Here is a 17,549-nt window from a genome sequence, read left to right as displayed (position 1 = left end):
TCTTGAGTTAGATTTAACCGTAAGTAATGAAAAAACAAAAAGAAGCCCTCACCTCTTCTTTTTGCCCCAGCTTATCTTTGCCGTCAGAACCTTCTCGCTCGAGAATATCCTCGCAGTCAGGTAGAGGGTTACAGCCGCTATAAAAGTGAGGTAGCCCACGCTGAGGATCATGGGATAGTATTCACCGGTTACCGCGTACCTGTAGGCCGCTATCGGGTGCGTGAAGGGTATGGCGAGGAGGAAGTAGCGGGCGAGTGCCGGTAGCTGGGAGAGGTCAACGAACATCAGCAGGAAGGCCGGAAAGGCGAGCGGCAGTATGACCGAGCTGACGACGGTGTTGGCGCTCTGAACGTCCTCCGCGTAGATCGCCAGGAGCATGGCCAGGGCCAGGGCGAACACTATCGTCAGGAAGACCACGATAGAGAAGAGGATCATTCCCTCTGGGGTTACACCGAGCCCTAGATCTGAAAGACTCACCCCGGTGTCGGTCTGGAAAGTGCCCATGTAGCTCTTGAGGCCGATCATGTAGGCTAGGGCGGCCACCAGGCCCATGAGGGCCGTCCCCGCTATTTTGGAGGCCACTATAGTTGTTCTCTTCACTGGAAGGGTTAGGAGCGTCTCAAGGGTCTTGTTCTCCTTCTCCGCCGCCACTGCTCCTGCGGACATCTGGGCGGTTATTGTGACCATCAGGAACACTATCAGGGGCAGGCTCATGGATTGGGAGGCGAGAACCGACGAAACGACCGATGGCGGTATGTCGACTATCCTGCCCCTTATGACTGACCTGCTGACGGCACCAACGGGTTCAAGGACTGCATCGGGATCCTCAAAACCGGCCTTCTTTACCTTTATCCTGGCCAGCTCCTTTGAGAGGACTTCTACGACGCCTTTTATTCTGCTCTCGCTCACGCTCTCCTTTATACCCGTCCCCACTGACCTGAATATTCCGTAGACCTCTACCTCCGCTTTGAGGTTGCCCTCTATTGCCCGGCTGAAGTTGGGTGGGATTATGACCAGAACGTTCTGTTTTTCTTTGGAAGCCTCTTCCAGTGCATCTTGGAGCGATTTCGCGTTTATCACCGTCACGGTCACGTTGGGGGTCACGTTCAGCGCGTCTATCAGAACCCCGCCGTACTTCCCTTCGTCGAAGTTCACTATGGCAACGTGGGTCTCCTCCTGCGCCTGCTGGAAGCCAACCTGTATCATCTTTCCCATCGCTGGGTAGAGGATGAGCGGGACTATTATCAGGCCGAAGAGAAGCTTCTTGTCCCTGACGAGGTTCATTATCTCCTTCCTAGCCAGCACCCAGAAGTCGCTCATGAACCTTCACCTCCAACGGGCTCGGGGATCTCGACTCCCACGGCCCTCATGAAGACCTCCTCTAGATTCTCGGCGCCGTACTTCTCCTTCAGCTCCGCAGGTGTGCCAGACTCGACGATCCTTCCCTCGTTTATCAGCGCCACCCTGTCGCAGAGGAACTCGACTTCCAGCATGTTGTGGCTTGAAACGAGGAAGGTGACGCCCTTCTCTCTTGCAAAGGCCTTTATCGTCTTCCTTATAGTGTAGGCGTTTACTATATCCAGGCCGCTCGCTGGCTCGTCCAGGATGGCCAGCTTCGGCATCACCATGAGCGCCCTCGCGAGGAGGAGCTTTCTGGTCATTCCCTTTGAGTACGTCGAGACCTTGTCCTTGAGCCTCTCGCCAAGACCGGATAGCTTAACCCCCAGCTCCGCCATTTCTCTAGCCTTCCTCTCGTCCTTCGCGTATAGCCTCGCCATGAACGTGAGGTACTCCATCCCGGTCAGGTTCTTGTAGGCCCCAGCTTCCTCCGGGAGGTAGCTTATCAGGGATCTGACCTCCTCGGCCTCCTCCACCACGTCCCTTCCGAAGACCTCAGCCTTTCCCCCTGTTGGCTTGAGGAGCGTGGATAGTATCTTGAGCGTCGTGCTCTTACCAGCGCCGTTCGGCCCGATGAGACCGAATATCTCCCCCTCTTTGATCTCAAAACTTATCCCCTTCAGGGCCTTAACCTTCCCGTAGTCCTTCTCAAGGTTTTCGACCTTAGCAGCGGGCATAATCCACCACCTTACTCTCCCTCGTACACGAATACGTCCTCGATTTTAACCCCAAAAAACCTCGCTATTTTGAAGGCCAATCTGAGAGATGGATCGTACTTGCCCTTTTCTATCGCTATTATTGTCTGCCTCGTGACGCCGAGGGCCTTTGCGAGCTCCTCCTGTGTTAGGCCCCTTTCCTCCCTCAGCTCGCGGAGGCGGTTCTTCATCACATCACCCTCGAGTAGTAGTGGAATAGTGTCCAGTGTGTTATGAAGACAAAAACCAAGATCCCTGAAACAGTTTTGAAGGCCAGATCAAGCTCCGAGTTTGTCGTCTTTTCCACTGAAAGGTAAACCATTAGAACGGCCAGGAAAAGCATCGTGGCCTGGAGCGTTCTCCTGGAGGCAGTTTCTTCTATTCTCAGCGTTCTCTCGTCCCCCAGGACATATCCTCTTTTTTCGAGTTCCCTGTAGTAGATGTTGAGAAGAACGGCACCCATTACGAAGGCCGAAAATGCCGCTGCAAGGTTCCCCTCGCTCACCCCCCATCCGAGGAAGTATCCCATGCTCAGGATCACGAGGACCGCCGGAATCAGAGCCTTTCTACGCCCGCTGTTTTCGGCCCCTCTCGATGTGATAGCAAGAGTAAGTCCAGACAGAATGATGAGGGCCGTCCAAATCAGAATGTTTTGCATGATTCCCCCCACACTCTCACCACCGATGTAAAGTTTCCTTTACGTAAAGCTTCCTTTACATCCTTATAAAGTTTGCTCCGTGGGCCAGAAATCCATTGGGTCGGTGGGCTCACCCGTTCCCTTCGGACGCCTCTTCCTCCCCAAAGGTCAGTTCGATGTAGGAGACCATATCGTGGATCGCGAGGAAGTCGAGAAACGCGACGACGCCCTTAAGGAGAACCCCCGCGATGAGGTAGAATATTGCGAGGAATAGGTCGATCCCGAGGTATATCAGGGCTACCTTGACCGCCGTGTTGCTCTTTGTGTAAACCAAGTATGCCAGGAGGAAGTCCAGGGCCGCAAAGGGGAGGTACACCCTGGGATAACTCTGGGCAGTGTAGAGGGCCAAAAGCCCCTGAATGGCAAGGACCGCGGCGGTTACCTTCAGCTCCCCGAACCTCATTGGGACACCTCAGTAAACGTGGCTCTTGCTTTCCTTCAGGAGCTCAAGGAGCTCTTTAAGCTTCTCTATCTCTTCCTCTCCAAAGTACTCCTCGGCCTCCGTATCGGGGTCGAGAGCTGAGAGTCTTTCCCTTACCTTGATGAGATCGTCTAAATCCTCCTGGATTTCTATGGCCCTCTGCGTGAATTCAAGGCTTGTGTACGGCGTTTCAAAGGCCCTGCTCTGATTGGCAACAAGGGCAACCTTCAGCTCCGCTATGGTTTCGTCCACCATCTCAAGCAGTTCTCGAACCTTCATCAGGGGAAGTTCTCACCGGCTTTTATATACCTTCCTGAGGGTGAATTCCGCTTGGGCGAGCGGGCTGGCGAAACGTTTATATCTTCCCCTGCGATAATGATACAGGGTGATCCCATGGACTTCTCCCTTTTTATGGAGCGGTACGGTTACAAAATCCTCCTCGGGCTGTTTGCCCTCGTCCTCCTCGGCTTCTTTGCCTTCCTCGGCCTCTGGGTCTACTCGATGTTCAAGTTCTTCGGAGGGATCGCGGCAGTGGTGATACTCGGCTACGCAATCCATGCCTTCCTTGTCCAGAGAAGGGTCCTTGACGCTACGGCGGAGGCCCACGGTAAGTACTTCTACGACCCCAACTACGGCAAGAAGAGGTGACGTTTTTCGAATATTTTTCGGGTCTTTCCCCAACTTTTCGAGCCACAAGTTTTATACTCCACGCCCCATATTTAACCGGTGGTCATCGTGGAGGCCGTTAAGTCTGGAAACACTTCCTCCGAGTTCAAACCTGCGGAGAGAAAAAAGAGGCTCCTTCTCATGGGGAACGAGGCTATAGCATACGGCGCACTTGAGAGCGGCGTGGCCTTTGCCACTGGCTATCCAGGAACTCCCTCGACGGAGGTCGTGGAGACAATAGCACACCTCAAACCGGAAGTATTCGCGGAGTGGGCGCCGAACGAGAAGGTGGCCCTTGAGGAGGCCGCTGGAGTTGCCTACACTGGCCTTAGGGCCCTCGTTACAATGAAATGCGTTGGTCTCAACGTCGCCGCTGACCCTCTCATGAGCCTCGCATATTCGGGCGTTGAAGGAGGTTTGGTAGTTCTCGTCGCCGATGACCCTGGCCCACACACGAGCCAGACCGAGCAGGACGACCGCTACTACGGCAAGATTTCGCTCCTCCCCGTTCTCGAGCCCGCCGACCCGCAGGAGGCCCACGACCTCATAAAGTACGCCTACGAGCTGAGCGAGAAATATAAAGTCCCGATAATCTTCAGAACGACAACTAGGGTTAATCACACAACGGCAGACGTTGAGGTTGGGGAGTTCGTTGATCTCGACAGGAAGCCCGTCTTCAAGAAGGACATTGAAAGATACGTCAGGGCGAGCATGGAGGGGAACAGGAAGAGGCACAAGTGGCTGAATGAGACTCTCAAGAAGATCGAGGAGGAGTTCAATGAAATGCCCTTCAACTGGGTGGAGGGCAAGGAAGACGCCAGGATTGGAATAATCGTCGAAGGCGCCCCCTACAACTACGTGAAGGAGGTCCTTCCAAAGATAAACGCCGACTTCAAAATCCTCAAGCTCTCAACTCCTCACCCGCTCCCGAAGAAGCTCGTCGTCGAGTTCCTGAAGACCGTTGATGAGGCCATAGTCATCGAAGACGGCGCACCTTTCCTTGAAGAAGAAGTGAAAATAGCGGCCTACGAAGAGGCGCTTAATGTGCCGATATATGGAAAGAGGAGCGGTCATCTGCCGCTTGAGGGTGAGCTCACTCCATCCCTCGTAAGGAACGCCCTTCTTGGCTTTATCGGCGAGGAGGGAGAGGAGTACACCAGGCCGGAGGAGGTTGCCTACGCCGAGAGCCTCGCACCCAAGAGGCCGCCGGTCATGTGTCCCGGCTGTCCACATAGAGGCTCCTACCGTGCTGCCCTCGATGCATTGAGAGACCTCAAGCTCGGCCGCTACAAGGTCCCGATACACGGCGACATAGGTTGCTACGCCCTATCGCTCCTTCCGCCGCTCGAGGCCATCTGGACGGAGTACGTCATGGGCGCTAGTATAAGCCTCGCCAACGGCCAGAGCGTCGTCATGGGCAAGAAGATAATCGCTACCATTGGCGACTCAACGTTCTTCCACAACGGAATCCAGCCGCTCATCGATGCCGTTTACAAGAACCTGAACGTTCTAGTGATGATACTCGACAACAGGACGACGGCCATGACTGGCCACCAGCCGCACCCGGGAACCGGCGGAAGCGAGACCGGTAGGAAGTTCAACGAGATCGATATAGAGGCTCTCGTGAAAGCTTTGGGAGTCAAATACGTCAAGACCGTTGACCCCTACGACCTCAAGGCAACGAGGGAAGCCATAAAGGAAGCGATGCAGATTGACGGACCGGCCGTGATAATAGCGAAGCGCGAGTGCGTCATCCCTGTGATAAGGCGCGGCGAAATCGGGGAGAAGCCTATAGTCATCGAGGACAAGTGTACAGGTTGCAAGGCCTGCATACTCCTGACCGGCTGTCCGGCGCTCGTCTACGACCCGGAGACGAAGAAGGTCAGGATAGACGAACTCCTCTGCACCGGTTGTGGTGTCTGCAACCAGACGTGCCCATTCGACGCCATAAAGTTCCCGAGCGAGCTGAAGAAGGGATGAGTATTTCTGTTCGTTTCTTTCTTTTCACAGTGAGCCTTCATTGTGGACATGGTGAGCTGTTTTGAGATGCCTCATCGGGGGTAAGCCTAGATTTAAGACCTTGGTATTGATGACGTTTATGCAATGAATAAAAATACTATGATGTATAGTATAGATAAGAATTTGATAAAGTTTTTAAAATTGACAATCCAAATATTTGTTTGCAGGACGTGGAGGTAGTAAAAATGGAAGTAGGTAATAAGGTTGTTGTTGATGCACCTAAAACGGTGCTTAAGAAGATAGATATGTACCGGAGGTTTATGGAGAAGTTCAGTACCCTTCTAGGCGATGAAGCAGGTAGCGAAGTCGCAAAGTTCGTTGCCTTTGGCGAGGCGCTCCCAGCAAGGTTCAACATTATTGTTGAAGGAATGGAGTTTACGGTAGACAGGAGCGCATTGAGCGTTCGAGAAGGTCTAACGGATGGTTTGCCCCTCTTCAAAATTGAGGGGGATACAGTTCTTTTCCTTATCGATGACGATGAGGTTGGGGACATCGACATTGTTCCGAGGGAGCTGATTATCAGGGACTTCAGCTTTTACTTTAACGGTGTTGAACTTTTCGAAGCGAGGCTAAAATTCACCGGGCTTTTCTTCAATGGAAAGCCGGTTGTAGAGTTTTTGACGCTAACGTCACCCCTTGTGCTTAAACAGGTGGTGTTCTACACAGGGGACGATAGAAAGTTCAAAATTGGCTTTGTTGAGGACGTTACTGATGTTGAGGCAACCATAGGCGACACCGATGTACTGGTTGTGGGTGTCCCTGTCATCGGGAGAAAGCCGTACATAGGTTTTCTCATCCCTGCAAGGGTTTTTGGGTTGCCCAGTAGAGATATCGAGCTTGCCCTTTCATCTCTGAAGCTTAAGTTGAAGGCTTTAGAAGAGGACTATCTGGATATTGAAACCCTGGTAACAATGGCAATTGATGAGTGGGAGTTAATGCGTATGACCCGTGAGCTGGGTCTTGAGGACTTAATACGTGCCAACGAGAACCGTTTAAGGAAAATGCTTGAGGCAATTACCTGGAAAATAGCAACTGACATTTTTGATTTGGATTCCGGACATTCCGTTGGTTATCCTATTGATGAAGCTTATTGGGGGGGCGAGTGAGGATGGAACGCTACATCTTAGATTTTAAAAAGCTGAGGAGTGTCATCCAGGGAGCGGAACCAGAAATTGGTGAAATAGAGGTCTCAGTGATACGAGGGGATGGGAAATTCTATCACTGGGTTAGGTCATTCAAGGGCAGGGTCATAAAGGATGGCAATATGCTGTTCGTCCTTAATAACGAGTGCAGATTGTTGAAGAACATGAAGCTGGCTGAAGCCTTCATTAGGCTTCTTCGAGCGGAGGGTGAACTAATTTGGGGCCTAATAGTATTAAGGAGGAATGCGGAGAAATTTAGGAGTACCAGAATAACACCGGTAGTCATCGCTGAAAACTTGCACAGCTGGCAGTGGTATGCAGTAGTGGATTGGGGGAAGTTTCTATGGACCTATATGTACGTGCATGACGGTTGCATTAGACTTGATGACATAATACACATGGAACTCGGGAGAAGCCTCGAGCGTTCTGCAACGGAGGCCATTAAGAAGATTTCCAAGCTTGTGTTTCCCTGCGGTCTGTTTGGGAGTGATTTAACAGGGTTATCCTCTGTTTTTGGTTATATTGGTTTTGAGACCCGTATAAAAATATATCTGGATGAGTATTACGCAGACAGCGACGAAGAGGGGCCAGAGGGTACAAATCAGTCATACGTCCGAAGTAGTCTCCTCGTTGTTACATCCAATCGTGAGGATGCTTCCAATTTAACCGCTCACATAGACATTGAACATGCAAATAAATTGCTTTTCCAGTTAGTACATGCTGCCATGGGACCATATGCAACACGTCCTGTTGATTTACACTTTGATTACCTGACACATGAATATACAATGAGCATATATCTTGGCAGAGACTATGTCATACGGGCAAGGATTAGAACATGTCCCGGGGAGGACAAGCTCATCTTGTATTCAATCTCCGGAGTGAAAAACTACGAGGGTGAAGTGATAATATCGAGGATAGGGAAGATACCGGGCATTGAGATTAGGGATGGGCCGGAGTGCGAGGTTCCAACAGGTCAGAAGCAACATATACAAGACCCAGAGAGCCAAAACCACTCGTAATGCCAACTATCCCTTTCTTTCCTCTTTCTTTTGGCCTCCCTGGAGTCGAGTGGGCACTGGAATCAGCATCAGAACGGCAAAGGGGCATAATCTTTGATCCGCTGCATCGAGGGTATCACTCCTTAAAAACTGAGGGAAGAACTAAAATTCGTTCTCAAGCCCTCCAGACCTCCAAGACCATAAAACGCCTCACGAAAGGGTTCGGGTAGAGCTCCCAGCCGATACCATCTGCTTGGGCATCGACTTCTCCGTAGAGTCCTCCCTCTCGGGGGTCGAGGCTCTCCCCGTGTATCCTTCCGGGCATTATCTCGACTTTCATGTATCTGGGAAGTCCCACCCTAGCCCTTCCGTGCTCCTTGGCGTACTCTACAGCCCACTTCGCCGTATAAATCCCTGAGTAGATCTCGGCTATTCTTACCGGAACGCTGGATTTTCCCACCGCGACGATCTCTATCCCCGTTTCCTCCCAAAATCTTCTTGCCAACGGCTGGAGATCTTTGGCCAGATCCTTCCACACTTCCTTTCCCCGGTCGGTTATGCTCAGGGCATCTATAGTGGCCTCGTCCAGTTTTCTGACCTCGATACCTCCTATAGTGGAGTCGAGGTGCACCACATCCGGCATAACCTCTCTGGCGAGTTCAACGGCCAGATAAGTCTCGTCCCTTATGGCCTGCCTCCCGCTCATGTCGTAGCTGAACGGGTCGGCGTAGCGGACGAGGCTGACTGATGCCGTTTTATACGGCTTTTCCACGAGAACCGCGGCCGTGGCTACAAGGCCGAGGGGATTGTAAGCTTCATCAAGCAGGGCACCACCTGTATCTGCTGCGACTATCCTCATTTCAGCCCCTCCTTTACAATAACGACCAATTACCCATATTCGCGGGTACCGTAGTTTATCCAGTGATACGTATGGGAGGCAAGGCTTATGAAATTTTGGGCCGCTACCTGGACAGTCTGTCGGGGGCATCATACATAGGTTCGGCCAGGGCTTTGTTTTCATCGAACACAATGGTAGGGTTCACCTTCTCAGTCCGGGAGAATGCACGGAGTATGTGTCGGTGTTCTACTCCGATGGTTTTCTGGAGGTGTACTCAATCTGGGGAAGGGGAGGAAAAAACGCCGTAAGAATCGTAGCCGACGCCCAGATGGTTTCAACGGTCACGGATGGGGAGGATCTCTACCTTCTGATAAAGCCGCATGGGAGGTATCGGGGGATCAGCGGCGTCATTGGGGTTTTCCTCGTAGGTGCTAGGGGCATGGAGCCCGTAATAACTGCCGCCGTTGAGGCGTCGAGTATGGGAAAGGGTAAGAATGAAGATACCGCGCTGATAGATCTGGCCCCCAGTCAGCCGGTTTGAGTCATCACTCGGTCAGAACTCGGCAAAGTCATCATCCTGAGGGCACCGTCTACCTGTTGTAGTTTCATCTACCGCCCTTTATCTTTTTCTCTCGAGGGTCTCTTACCTAGGTTGGGTGTTATGGAGGGTCCCCTTAGGGATTAGGTTACTTAAAAAGACTGGGAAAAGTTCGATCCCCCAGCATCAAACTTTATAACCGCGTGCGGGTAAGATTAAAGGGTGCCATGAACGGGAAAACCGAGATGATCATCTGGAGCGCCGTCAGCCTGCTGGTTCTGTACCTGTCCTGGAGGACGGTTAGTCCTCTCCTTACCTCCCTCTTCTTTGGTGTTTTGCTAGCTTACATCTTCTACCCCGTCCACGACAGGCTGAAAAGGCGCTTATCCCCTGAGGCCTCGGCCCTGCTCCTGACGATAGTTATGATAGGTATAGGTGCGGGCTTTCTGGCCTTCCTGACCCTCGTTTCCCTGAACCTCATACGGAGCTTCTACACCAGCGTTCAAGACGTTTTTTCATGGCTGACGTCACTGCCCCTCTCTGGAACTCTCCAGAACTTTGTGGAGGGCCTTAGATCACAGATAGTTCCCAAACTAGCGGGCTACGTATCGTCCTTTACTTTCTCCGTTCCGGGGTATGCGCTTCAAATGACGATCTTTCTCTTCACCTTCTACTACTCCCTCGTTTACGGGGAATACACCACGGAGTTCGTTCTGTCTCTCGTTCCCCCCAGTCAGCGGGCTCTCATGACCGAGATAATTGAGAGGGTTGATAAAACCCTCAATGCCCTTGTTAGGGCTTGGCTCCTTCTTAACGTGGCCAAGAGCGTCCTGATGACAGTGGGGTACGTAATATTCGGGGTGGGGGATTTTTACACCGCGGTCATAGCTGGGCTTTTGACCTTCATCTTCAGCTTCGTTCCCCTCCTCGAAGGCTGGATGCTCTGGGTGGCCGGCGCTATCTACCTCTACCAGGAGGGCTCAATACTCGGGGCAGTGGGGATATCGATATACGGCGCGGCCCTCGTCTCTCCCCTTCCAGATTACACGATCAGACCGATGCTCGTTGCGAGGGATGCGGATCTCGATGAGACCCTGGTTTTCATAGGAATGCTCGGCGGAACGTGGGCCTTCGGACTTAAGGGCCTCATACTGGGTCCGGTGATACTCAGTGTGGCCCTTGTTCTCCTCAAGGAATGGAAGGAGGTCCATAGGGGTTTAAACTGAGTCACATCTCACTATCTTTATCCCCGCACTCTCCATCTCTTTAAGCGCTCTCCTCTCGCCCTCTGGGGTTATGCCCCTCACTGCATCGCGCAGGAGAAATGTTTCAAAGCCCAGTCTGACCGCGTCAAGGGCCGTTGCCCTAACGCAGTACTCGGTCGCAACGCCGCAGACGTAAACCCGCTTGATGCCGTTTTCCTTTAGTATTTTCTCCAGTTCCGTGCCCTCGAATCCAGAGTAGGCCTCTTTATCAGGTTCAGTCGCCTTGGAAATTATCACCGCGTCCGCCGGAAGTTCGACGACGAACTCTGCCCCCGGCGTATTCCGAACGCAGTGGGCTGGCCATGGGCCTCCCCGCTCTTTAAAGCTGACGTGGTTCTCCGGGTGCCAGTCCCTTGTTGCCACAATGAGGGCTCCCCTTTCACGGAACTTCCTTATGCAGCCGTTCACGATAGGTATTATTCTGTCCCCTTCGGGAACTGGAAGCGCGCCCCCGGGCATAAAATCCCTCTGCATGTCAACAACTATAAGAGCCTCCTCCGGCATGGTCTCACCGGGGGATGTACTCACGAAAATTAATTAGGTTTGCCCTCATTCAAGCTCCAGCCTGTCCTTGAACTTCTCCATGTTGACTCCTTTCTCAAGGCCGAAGAGGTAGAGAACAAGCTTTTTGTCCAGGTTTCCATACCTCTTTGAGAACTCATCCAGAGCCTCCAAGAGATCGGCCCTTTCCCATTCAAGGGCAGAGGCCACGTGGGATACCATCTCCTCAAAGAGATCCTCGCTCTCCTTTGTTCTGTTGAGGAACTCCAATCTGACCTTCAATGTGTCCCCGTCCGCCTCAAGGAGTCCCTTATTCAGCCATTCCTCAATAGAGCGTTTTGCCTCGCTTACACTCATGAGCCTCAGCTTGAAGGCTAGAATCCCAACTAACTCGCTCCTTGAGAACTCCCCGCTTCCCTTAACGGTAACCGCGCTCTTGATGGGGTGCACGGGATCACCTAAAGAATTTTGGATTGGGAGGTATAAAAACGTGGCGGAGAAGTTGTGGAGCCGGGACCGGGATTTGAACCCGGGACCTGCGGATTACGAGTCCGCCGCCCTGCCGAGCTAGGCTACCCCGGCACAACCGATGGAAAGATGGGAAGGGGGTTTATAAGTTTTTCCCGCTAGGGTTTGGGCAATGTAACGGCCAGGAAGAGGATAAACCCTCCTGCCAGAAAGCCCAGGACCGTGACCCTTTGAATGTGGGATATGTGGGTCCTCTTTAGTGAGGAGGGTATCTCTATTCTCTTTCCCTGGGAGAGCTTTCCTATCACCATTGCCAGGAATATCCCAGCCAGCGCGTCGTAGATCCAGTGGTGCCCGAGAAAAATCGTGGCAAAGGGGACGAGGGAGTTGAGGCCTATGAGAAGCTTGCCCCACGTTTTCTCCCGGTATTTCCAGAGAACCAGTATGTTAATCGCCGCCACCGTGTTGTGGAGCGACGGAAGGACGAACTCCTGCTGGGTGAGGTACGTTCTGTCGGGGTAGAATCCCGGAAGGTTGTAGACGTAGTGGGGGGGCATAGACATGGAAGAGGGAATAAGTAAGCCCGCAGAACCCGTAGGCAAGCAGGTAGCCAAAGGCGAGTTCATCGGCTTTCTCAAGGTCCCTCCAGTATATCAGGATGAAGAAGACCGTTAGTGCAATCGAGCCGGAGAAGCCTATGTAATAAACGGCCTTCATCAGGAGATAGAACGGGGGGGCGCTTTTTGAGAAGTCCACTACGGAGACTATGAAGTCATAGGACGTAAAGGGCAGCCTCAGAAAGGCCTCAACGACGTTCCGGCTGTGGTACTTCAAGAAGTGGTCGTACACGACCGTGAATCCGATCCATCCGAAGTACAGCATGAGAAATGTATTGAGCCTGACGAGGACATCATGGTCGTTGAGAGATCTTATTATACGATCCAGCGGCCCATACCCCATGGCTTCCCCTCCGTTCTGACGGTGACTACCCCCAGTAGACCATAGGAGTATTTAAACTTTTTGACTTTACCGAGTTGTATATCTTTAGAAAACTGGTGCGAGGTTTGGCGTTCTTCCCTGTTTTCAGAGCCCCATTCACGGCGGTTAAGGTACGCGGATCGACAATGTTTTTATGTCTGCCGCTTAGTACCAGTGGTGAGCGGGATGGAAGTTTCGGTTCCAAACTTCGGTGAGCTCAGGTTTGATGTGGTTCTCTTCGACCTCAACGGCACCCTTGGGGAGAGCGGGAGAGTAAGCGAAGAGGTGAAACACCTCCTTGAGAGATTGGCAGATAAATACACCGTCGTCGTTCTCAGCTCGGACACCTTCGGGACCCTTGAAGAAGAGCTGGCCGGCCTTTCCCTGAGGATAGAGCGTGTCTCCAGCGGGATGGGGAAGGCAGAGATCGCTAAGGGATACGCCCCCTACGCAGCAGTTGGCAACGGAAACAACGACGTTGCTATGCTGGAGGGAGCGGAGCTTGCTTTCTGCGTCATCGGGAAGGAAGGGGCCACCGTCGATGCCCTCCTAGCTAGCGACATCGTTGTTACGGACGTCAAAGACGCCATAGCAATGCTACTCGACGAGAAGAAGCTGATAGCCACTCTGAGGGGATGAGGTGGAGGATTTGGGCTACAAAACCATCAGGGGCGTTGGCACAGCCCAGCTGATAGTTAAGAAGTCCGTCTTCATAGGTTATGCCTCCCCGGCAAACACCGAGGAGGAAGCGAGGGGGTTCATAGGAAAGATAAAAGCCCACCACAGCGACGCGACGCACAACGTTTCGGCTTATCTCATCAATGATGGCAAGAACTTCGCGGTCAGGTATGATGACGACGGAGAACCTAAAGGTTCCGCTGGAAAGCCTGTCCTCAAGGTCATCCAAAACAGAGGGCTGAGCAACGTCGTGGTGGTGGTTACGCGCTACTTCGGTGGGATAAAGCTCGGCTACGGCGGTTTGGTGAAAGCCTACAGCGATGCCGCCAGTTTGGCCATAGAAAACGCTGGAATAGTTGAGGTCCACGAAACGGAACGCTTTGAGGTAGCTTTTCCTTACAACCTCTTTCATAAGGTCAGAAGCACGATAGAGGAAAACGGCGGCAGGGTTGTTGGTGAGGAGTATGGAGAACTTGTGAAGTTCACTGTCGAGACAAGAAAGGGCGAGGCCGAGCCGCTGATGGAGCTGTTAACTGAGAAGACGAGGGGGAGAGTACGATTAAGACCTCTTTTCATGAGGAGCCTCTAGTTAGAATTTTCCTCCCCTTATCGAGCAGATAGAGCAGAACTGCCACCGTTATTGGCCTCCTCACAGCGTAGAACTGGACACCGTCCTCGGTCTTTCGGGCTTTCAGCTTGTAGAGGTATGGGTTAACGCCCCTGGAGCGCAGGAGCTCCCTTTCGTGCTCCTTGTACACCCGTATTAGGATACCCAGGGCGTCTTCATCCTCAGACCTGTTTCTCCTGATCTCAATGAACTCCTCGCAGTCGGGAACGGGATCTCCCTCGTCCAGGTCGAGCACATCCATCACGAGCTCCCGCCTTCCCCTATCGTCGAGGAGTTTGCATATCCTTCTGACCGACTCCCAGTCCTCTAACTCTTCCGCCCTCCAGTAAAGCCCCTCGAAGGCATCATACCTGTCAGCGCGCTTGTTGATTCTCCGCGCCCACCCGATCCCAAGTCTAAGCGACATCCTAGCCAGCTCGGGTTCTTCCTTTCCAAGTATGCCTGCTATTCTTCTTAGGATCCCCACCTTGTCCTCTGGATCGGGAATAATGTAGTGAAGTTCAAGGGCCCTCCTTGCTCTCTCGGTGCTCTTACCCTCCCAGAGGTAAGCCGAGAATGCCCTGTAAACCGCCCATTCGAAGTGTTCGCCATCGAGGAGGTACGCCACATTCAGGGCCTTTCCAATGTCCCCAGTCTTGGCGAAGTGTTCTGCCGTCTCCACCACGTAGGGCTCCAGTTCTCCGTTCAGCAGATCCTCTGGCAGGATCTTGAAGAACTCGTAGGCATCATCCAGCATTCCCCTCTGGATAAGACGCTTGGCTGATTCAACGGGATTTTTGACATCCATGTTTTTTACCCAATCAAGAACAAGTTTAAAAATTTGATGGATGATCATTAATGAGATTACTCTGTGTGATTGCCATCTTCAAGAATCCTCTCCCACACCCTAATCGCGGCCCACTTGTCGAGAAACTCGTTGAATGTGCCGCACTTGGGAGAGAGGACGCAGACGGGACAGCCGTCCCTGCATTTGCAGGAAGTTAGATGCTCGAGGCTCTTCTCCATTAGTCTTTCGGCGTTCTCATAGATTATCTCTGCCAAACCTGCTCCGCCCTCATTGCCGTCGTAGATGAAAACAACCGGCTTTCCAGAGTAGGGCATCCCTGGAAAGCTCTCGTAGCTGTAGCCTCCAAGCTCTCTGGAATCCACATAGGTAAAAATCGGTGCTATCTTGATGAGGTTGTGCTCTATCGCGTGGAGAGCGCTCCCGATTCCGTCCTTGCTGTCCACCATCTTCTTTATGGAGAAGGCGAACTCTTCATCCTGGATTTCGGCCTTTTGGAGGGCATCGTCTATGACCTTCCTTATGACGAAGCTCGTGGCGCCGAGGTAAAGTGGGAAGAGCTTTCTCCTGTCGAGGTTCTCGTAGAGCTGGAAAGCGATGCTCCCAAACCCCTTCTCAGTCACTTTTCCAAAGAACTCCCTGAACTCCTCGCTGGAGACCTCCCGTATATCCTCTGGGAAGACGAGCCATATTCCCTCGGTCTCGAACTCCCTAACGTAGGGCTCCTCGAACTCGACCTTGGCAAAGCGCTCCCAGTTGAGTATCGAGAAGTCTTCTTCAGTCTCAACTCTCTCGCCCGTTGCTGGGGAGGAGATTTCGCCCTTGAGTATCCCCTCTTCCCTCAGCTTTATCAATTCTTCAACGTAGTTCCCGGTGTCGAGCCCCTTGACTGCAAAACCAGTGTAAACATGCCTGACGCGGAGCCTCCCGAGGCCTATCTCTACTCCCTTATAGCTCTTTTTCGCCCTCTCCCAGAGTATCTCAACTTCTTCCAGCTTCCTCGCGAAGGTTTCAACGTCCCAGAGGCGGTTGAGCTGTTTCGCAAAGACGAAGTGGAACTTACCGAGGCTGAGGCGCTCCTTCGTCATGTAGAGCTCTCCCCTCGAGAAGTACGCCATCCCCGGCAGGAGGGAGCGGTGGTACTCGTCCTCGTCAACTTCCTCGATGATGTATCCCTTCAGCTTGAGCCAGTTGATGAAGTTTAGGAGCTCCCTCAGAGAAGCCTTCTCCATTAGCTTCCCCCGTATCCACGGCTCGTCCTTTACGAGAAAGAAGCTCTCGTCGCTGGCAGTCCTCAGCGAGGAGTACTCGAAAGCCGGTCTTCTAACCCTTACCTCAAGCTTCCCCGTGAGCGGGTTCTTCTTGAGGTCGGCCTTTCTCTCGATGGCGAGTTTTTCCGCTATTTTCCTCTCAAACCCATCCAGCTCGTCCCAGTCGAGTATTCCAAGCTCGGTGAGGAGGTAGTGGAGGTGCTTCTCCGCTATGCGCTCGTTGTCAACTTTGACCGGCATGTACTCGATGATGCCCCTCTCAAGCCTCTCAACGAGCTCGTCGAAGTGCTCGCGGTAGTAGTAATCGAGGCCGTTCTTCCTTAAAACCACTCCGTTCAAAGCTTCCCTGTCGGCGCTCCTTCCCGCCCTTCCAAAGCGCTGGATTAGAGAGAACAGCCCGTCAGGGGGGATGCCGTAGTTTATCACGGCATCCAAGTCCCCTATGTCTATTCCAAGCTCGAGGGCGTTGGTAGTGAGGAGAGCCAATAGCTTCCCGTCCCTGAAGTCCCTCTCAACTTCCCAGCGGACGTTTTTGGGAAGGGTGCCCTTGTAGGTCGTCACCTTTGAGAAGACTGGAGAGTTGAGGAGGAAGCGTAAGGCCTTCTCGGTGCCCTTCCTGCTGTCGAAGAAGACGAGGGTCTTTATGCCCTTACTCACGAGCCTCTCGATTACCGCTCTCAAAAGCTGTCTGTCGTCGAGGTTCTTAGGCTCGAAAAGGATTAGATACCTCCTCGGGAACGGGTTTGTAGCTCGAGCTATAGGCTCAAACTCCGCTCTGAACAACTTCTCCGCGAACTCCTTGGGATTTCTCAGCGTGGCGGAGAGGGCTATGATCTGGGGCTTCACTCCAAGGCGCTTGAGCCTGAAGGACAAACGCCTGAAGAGCCACGCCGCATTGCTCCCGAAGACCCCGCGGTAGACGTGGAGCTCATCGACAACGAGGTAGCGCAGATTCCTGAGGAGCCATTCGTATTCCCTCCACCTCCTCAGTATGTTGTAGTGGAGCATGTCCGGAGTGGTGAAAACAACCCTCGGCTTCTCTCTAAGGAGCCTTCTCCGCTCTTCCCATGGAACGTCTCCCGTTAGGATCCTCGCGGAGACTGGCTTTCCAGTAATGTGGTAAAAGATCAAGTTTGCCAGCTGGAACTTCTCGATCTGGTTGTTTATGAGCGCCCGCGTGGGATAGACCAGCAGGTATGTCTTTCTGGGGTCAGATAGGTAGGAATCGAAAATAGCCAGCCGAAAAATCTCGCTCTTTCCGCTGGCCGTGGGCGTCGTTACGACGATGTTCTTGCCGGAGTAGAGCTTTTCAAGGGCTTCGACCTGATGGCGGTAGAGCCTGAATCCCAGCTCTTCAAGGAGGGCGTTTATCTCAGGGTTGTGGAAGTCAAACTCTCTGAACTCGCCCTCCCTTGGTGGAAAAACGTGGACTCTCGCGATCTCAGACTTCATCGGTTTGAGGGCTTCGAAGAGGGACATGGTACACGCTTGTATTGCATGGAACTTAAAAGAATAGCGAATTTTGTAGGAACAGTACGGAGTCCTGGGACTTTTGGCAGGG

Annotated in this window: 20 protein-coding genes and 1 tRNA gene; 8 read left to right on the top strand and 13 right to left on the bottom strand. The window is 52.7% G+C overall.

Annotation, left to right across the window (positions count from 1 at the left end):
- Positions 1 to 48: 48 nt before the first annotated feature.
- The 6 genes from A3L09_RS07645 to A3L09_RS07620 all read right to left on the bottom strand — a co-directional run bounded on the left by A3L09_RS07645 (position 49) and on the right by A3L09_RS07620 (position 3,490).
- The gene (locus tag A3L09_RS07645; protein ID WP_088858382.1) at positions 49 to 1,320 is read right to left on the bottom strand and encodes an ABC transporter permease; all 1,272 of its coding nucleotides are present in this window, start codon (positions 1,318 to 1,320) and stop codon (positions 49 to 51) included.
- Positions 1,317 to 2,075: an ABC transporter ATP-binding protein gene (locus A3L09_RS07640; RefSeq protein WP_088858381.1), complete on the bottom strand. Its 759-nt coding sequence runs from the start codon at positions 2,073 to 2,075 to the stop codon at positions 1,317 to 1,319. Before A3L09_RS07640 ends, A3L09_RS07645 begins: the two co-directional genes overlap by 4 nt.
- Before the next feature lie 11 nt (positions 2,076 to 2,086).
- Complete coding sequence (locus A3L09_RS07635) at positions 2,087 to 2,284, bottom strand: helix-turn-helix transcriptional regulator (protein ID WP_088858380.1); 198 nt, start codon at positions 2,282 to 2,284, stop codon at positions 2,087 to 2,089.
- A complete protein-coding gene (locus tag A3L09_RS07630; RefSeq protein ID WP_232473504.1) occupies positions 2,284 to 2,763 on the bottom strand; it encodes a DUF2178 domain-containing protein in 480 nt (159 codons plus the stop codon). Before A3L09_RS07630 ends, A3L09_RS07635 begins: the two co-directional genes overlap by 1 nt.
- A 97-nt stretch (positions 2,764 to 2,860) precedes the next feature.
- Positions 2,861 to 3,193 (bottom strand): hypothetical protein, encoded by a 333-nt coding sequence (locus A3L09_RS07625; protein ID WP_088858379.1) that lies wholly within the window; start codon positions 3,191 to 3,193, stop codon positions 2,861 to 2,863.
- A 9-nt stretch (positions 3,194 to 3,202) separates the two neighbouring features.
- Positions 3,203 to 3,490: a hypothetical protein gene (locus A3L09_RS07620; RefSeq protein ID WP_088858378.1), complete on the bottom strand. Its 288-nt coding sequence runs from the start codon at positions 3,488 to 3,490 to the stop codon at positions 3,203 to 3,205.
- A 96-nt stretch (positions 3,491 to 3,586) separates the two neighbouring features.
- Between A3L09_RS07620 and A3L09_RS07615 the strand changes: the two genes are divergently transcribed.
- The 4 genes from A3L09_RS07615 (at position 3,587) to A3L09_RS07600 (ending at position 8,060) form a co-directional block, all read left to right on the top strand.
- Positions 3,587 to 3,859 carry a hypothetical protein gene (locus A3L09_RS07615; RefSeq protein WP_335755330.1) on the top strand — a complete coding sequence of 91 codons (273 nt, stop codon included), beginning with the start codon at positions 3,587 to 3,589 and terminating at the stop codon, positions 3,857 to 3,859.
- Positions 3,860 to 4,018: 159 nt separating this feature from the next.
- Entirely contained in the window at positions 4,019 to 5,857 is a 1,839-nt protein-coding gene (iorA, locus tag A3L09_RS07610) for an indolepyruvate ferredoxin oxidoreductase subunit alpha (protein ID WP_232473621.1), read from the top strand.
- A 200-nt stretch (positions 5,858 to 6,057) separates the two neighbouring features.
- Positions 6,058 to 7,002 (top strand): hypothetical protein, encoded by a 945-nt coding sequence (locus tag A3L09_RS07605; RefSeq protein ID WP_157727218.1) that lies wholly within the window; start codon positions 6,058 to 6,060, stop codon positions 7,000 to 7,002.
- Positions 6,999 to 8,060 carry a hypothetical protein gene (locus A3L09_RS07600; RefSeq protein ID WP_088858374.1) on the top strand — a complete coding sequence of 354 codons (1,062 nt, stop codon included), beginning with the start codon at positions 6,999 to 7,001 and terminating at the stop codon, positions 8,058 to 8,060. Before A3L09_RS07605 ends, A3L09_RS07600 begins: the two co-directional genes overlap by 4 nt.
- 154 nt (positions 8,061 to 8,214) lie before the next feature.
- On the opposite strand, the gene A3L09_RS07595 is transcribed toward A3L09_RS07600, so the two are convergent.
- The gene (locus A3L09_RS07595) at positions 8,215 to 8,898 is read right to left on the bottom strand and encodes a DUF4152 family protein (protein WP_088858373.1); all 684 of its coding nucleotides are present in this window, start codon (positions 8,896 to 8,898) and stop codon (positions 8,215 to 8,217) included.
- A 220-nt stretch (positions 8,899 to 9,118) separates the two neighbouring features.
- Between A3L09_RS07595 and A3L09_RS07590 the strand changes: the two genes are divergently transcribed.
- Both A3L09_RS07590 and A3L09_RS07585 read left to right on the top strand, forming a co-directional pair.
- Complete coding sequence (locus A3L09_RS07590; protein WP_088858372.1) at positions 9,119 to 9,418, top strand: hypothetical protein; 300 nt, start codon at positions 9,119 to 9,121, stop codon at positions 9,416 to 9,418.
- A 224-nt stretch (positions 9,419 to 9,642) separates the two neighbouring features.
- A complete protein-coding gene (locus A3L09_RS07585; protein WP_088858371.1) occupies positions 9,643 to 10,641 on the top strand; it encodes an AI-2E family transporter in 999 nt (332 codons plus the stop codon).
- Here A3L09_RS07585 and A3L09_RS07580 read toward each other — a convergent pair.
- From A3L09_RS07580 to A3L09_RS11035, 4 genes are all read right to left on the bottom strand, one after another.
- Positions 10,633 to 11,184 carry a nicotinamidase gene (locus A3L09_RS07580; RefSeq protein WP_088858370.1) on the bottom strand — a complete coding sequence of 184 codons (552 nt, stop codon included), beginning with the start codon at positions 11,182 to 11,184 and terminating at the stop codon, positions 10,633 to 10,635. The two genes, A3L09_RS07585 and A3L09_RS07580, sit on opposite strands and share 9 nt — an antisense overlap.
- A 45-nt stretch (positions 11,185 to 11,229) precedes the next feature.
- Positions 11,230 to 11,631, bottom strand: coding sequence for a DUF2240 family protein (locus A3L09_RS07575; RefSeq protein WP_088858369.1), 402 nt, complete (start codon positions 11,629 to 11,631; stop codon positions 11,230 to 11,232).
- Between the two features lie 55 nt (positions 11,632 to 11,686).
- Positions 11,687 to 11,763: transfer RNA gene (locus A3L09_RS07570), tRNA-Thr, on the bottom strand.
- A gap of 44 nt (positions 11,764 to 11,807) precedes the next feature.
- Positions 11,808 to 12,212: a phosphatase PAP2 family protein gene (locus A3L09_RS11035; protein WP_232473503.1), complete on the bottom strand. Its 405-nt coding sequence runs from the start codon at positions 12,210 to 12,212 to the stop codon at positions 11,808 to 11,810.
- A 601-nt stretch (positions 12,213 to 12,813) separates the two neighbouring features.
- Here A3L09_RS11035 and A3L09_RS07560 point away from each other — a divergent pair.
- Together A3L09_RS07560 and A3L09_RS07555 are read left to right on the top strand one after the other, a co-directional pair.
- Positions 12,814 to 13,266 carry an HAD family hydrolase gene (locus tag A3L09_RS07560; RefSeq protein WP_088858368.1) on the top strand — a complete coding sequence of 151 codons (453 nt, stop codon included), beginning with the start codon at positions 12,814 to 12,816 and terminating at the stop codon, positions 13,264 to 13,266.
- Positions 13,267 to 13,276: 10 nt separating this feature from the next.
- Entirely contained in the window at positions 13,277 to 13,894 is a 618-nt protein-coding gene (locus A3L09_RS07555) for a YigZ family protein (protein WP_088859029.1), read from the top strand.
- On the opposite strand, the gene A3L09_RS07550 is transcribed toward A3L09_RS07555, so the two are convergent.
- Positions 13,878 to 14,720 carry a hypothetical protein gene (locus A3L09_RS07550; RefSeq protein ID WP_088858367.1) on the bottom strand — a complete coding sequence of 281 codons (843 nt, stop codon included), beginning with the start codon at positions 14,718 to 14,720 and terminating at the stop codon, positions 13,878 to 13,880. The two genes, A3L09_RS07555 and A3L09_RS07550, sit on opposite strands and share 17 nt — an antisense overlap.
- A gap of 56 nt (positions 14,721 to 14,776) precedes the next feature.
- Positions 14,777 to 17,467: a DEAD/DEAH box helicase gene (locus A3L09_RS07545; RefSeq protein ID WP_088858366.1), complete on the bottom strand. Its 2,691-nt coding sequence runs from the start codon at positions 17,465 to 17,467 to the stop codon at positions 14,777 to 14,779.
- Positions 17,468 to 17,549 lie beyond the last annotated feature (82 nt).

The organism is Thermococcus profundus (assembly GCF_002214585.1).
Classification (GTDB): Archaea; Methanobacteriota_B; Thermococci; order Thermococcales; family Thermococcaceae; genus Thermococcus; species Thermococcus profundus.
The sequence above is the reverse complement of the archived record's forward strand: the minus strand, read 5'-3'. Positions and strand labels throughout refer to the sequence as shown.

Bases quoted from the DNA above. Each gene is read 5' to 3' on its own strand.
- A3L09_RS07560 (WP_088858368.1), top strand. From the start codon at position 12,814: ATGGAAGTTTCGGTTCCAAACTTCGGTGAGCTCAGGTTTGATGTGGTT.
- A3L09_RS07645 (WP_088858382.1), bottom strand. From the start codon at position 1,320: ATGAGCGACTTCTGGGTGCTGGCTAGGAAGGAGATAATGAACCTCGTC.
- A3L09_RS07585 (WP_088858371.1), top strand. From the start codon at position 9,643: ATGAACGGGAAAACCGAGATGATCATCTGGAGCGCCGTCAGCCTGCTG.
- A3L09_RS07615 (WP_335755330.1), top strand. From the start codon at position 3,587: ATGATACAGGGTGATCCCATGGACTTCTCCCTTTTTATGGAGCGGTAC.
- A3L09_RS07545 (WP_088858366.1), bottom strand. From the start codon at position 17,467: ATGTCCCTCTTCGAAGCCCTCAAACCGATGAAGTCTGAGATCGCGAGA.
- A3L09_RS07595 (WP_088858373.1), bottom strand. From the start codon at position 8,898: ATGAGGATAGTCGCAGCAGATACAGGTGGTGCCCTGCTTGATGAAGCT.
- A3L09_RS07640 (WP_088858381.1), bottom strand. From the start codon at position 2,075: ATGCCCGCTGCTAAGGTCGAAAACCTTGAGAAGGACTACGGGAAGGTT.
- A3L09_RS07635 (WP_088858380.1), bottom strand. From the start codon at position 2,284: ATGAAGAACCGCCTCCGCGAGCTGAGGGAGGAAAGGGGCCTAACACAG.
- A3L09_RS07580 (WP_088858370.1), bottom strand. From the start codon at position 11,184: ATGCCGGAGGAGGCTCTTATAGTTGTTGACATGCAGAGGGATTTTATG.
- A3L09_RS07620 (WP_088858378.1), bottom strand. From the start codon at position 3,490: ATGAAGGTTCGAGAACTGCTTGAGATGGTGGACGAAACCATAGCGGAG.
- A3L09_RS07550 (WP_088858367.1), bottom strand. From the start codon at position 14,720: ATGGATGTCAAAAATCCCGTTGAATCAGCCAAGCGTCTTATCCAGAGG.
- A3L09_RS11035 (WP_232473503.1), bottom strand. From the start codon at position 12,212: ATGTCTATGCCCCCCCACTACGTCTACAACCTTCCGGGATTCTACCCC.
- A3L09_RS07625 (WP_088858379.1), bottom strand. From the start codon at position 3,193: ATGAGGTTCGGGGAGCTGAAGGTAACCGCCGCGGTCCTTGCCATTCAG.
- iorA (WP_232473621.1), top strand. From the start codon at position 4,019: ATGGGGAACGAGGCTATAGCATACGGCGCACTTGAGAGCGGCGTGGCC.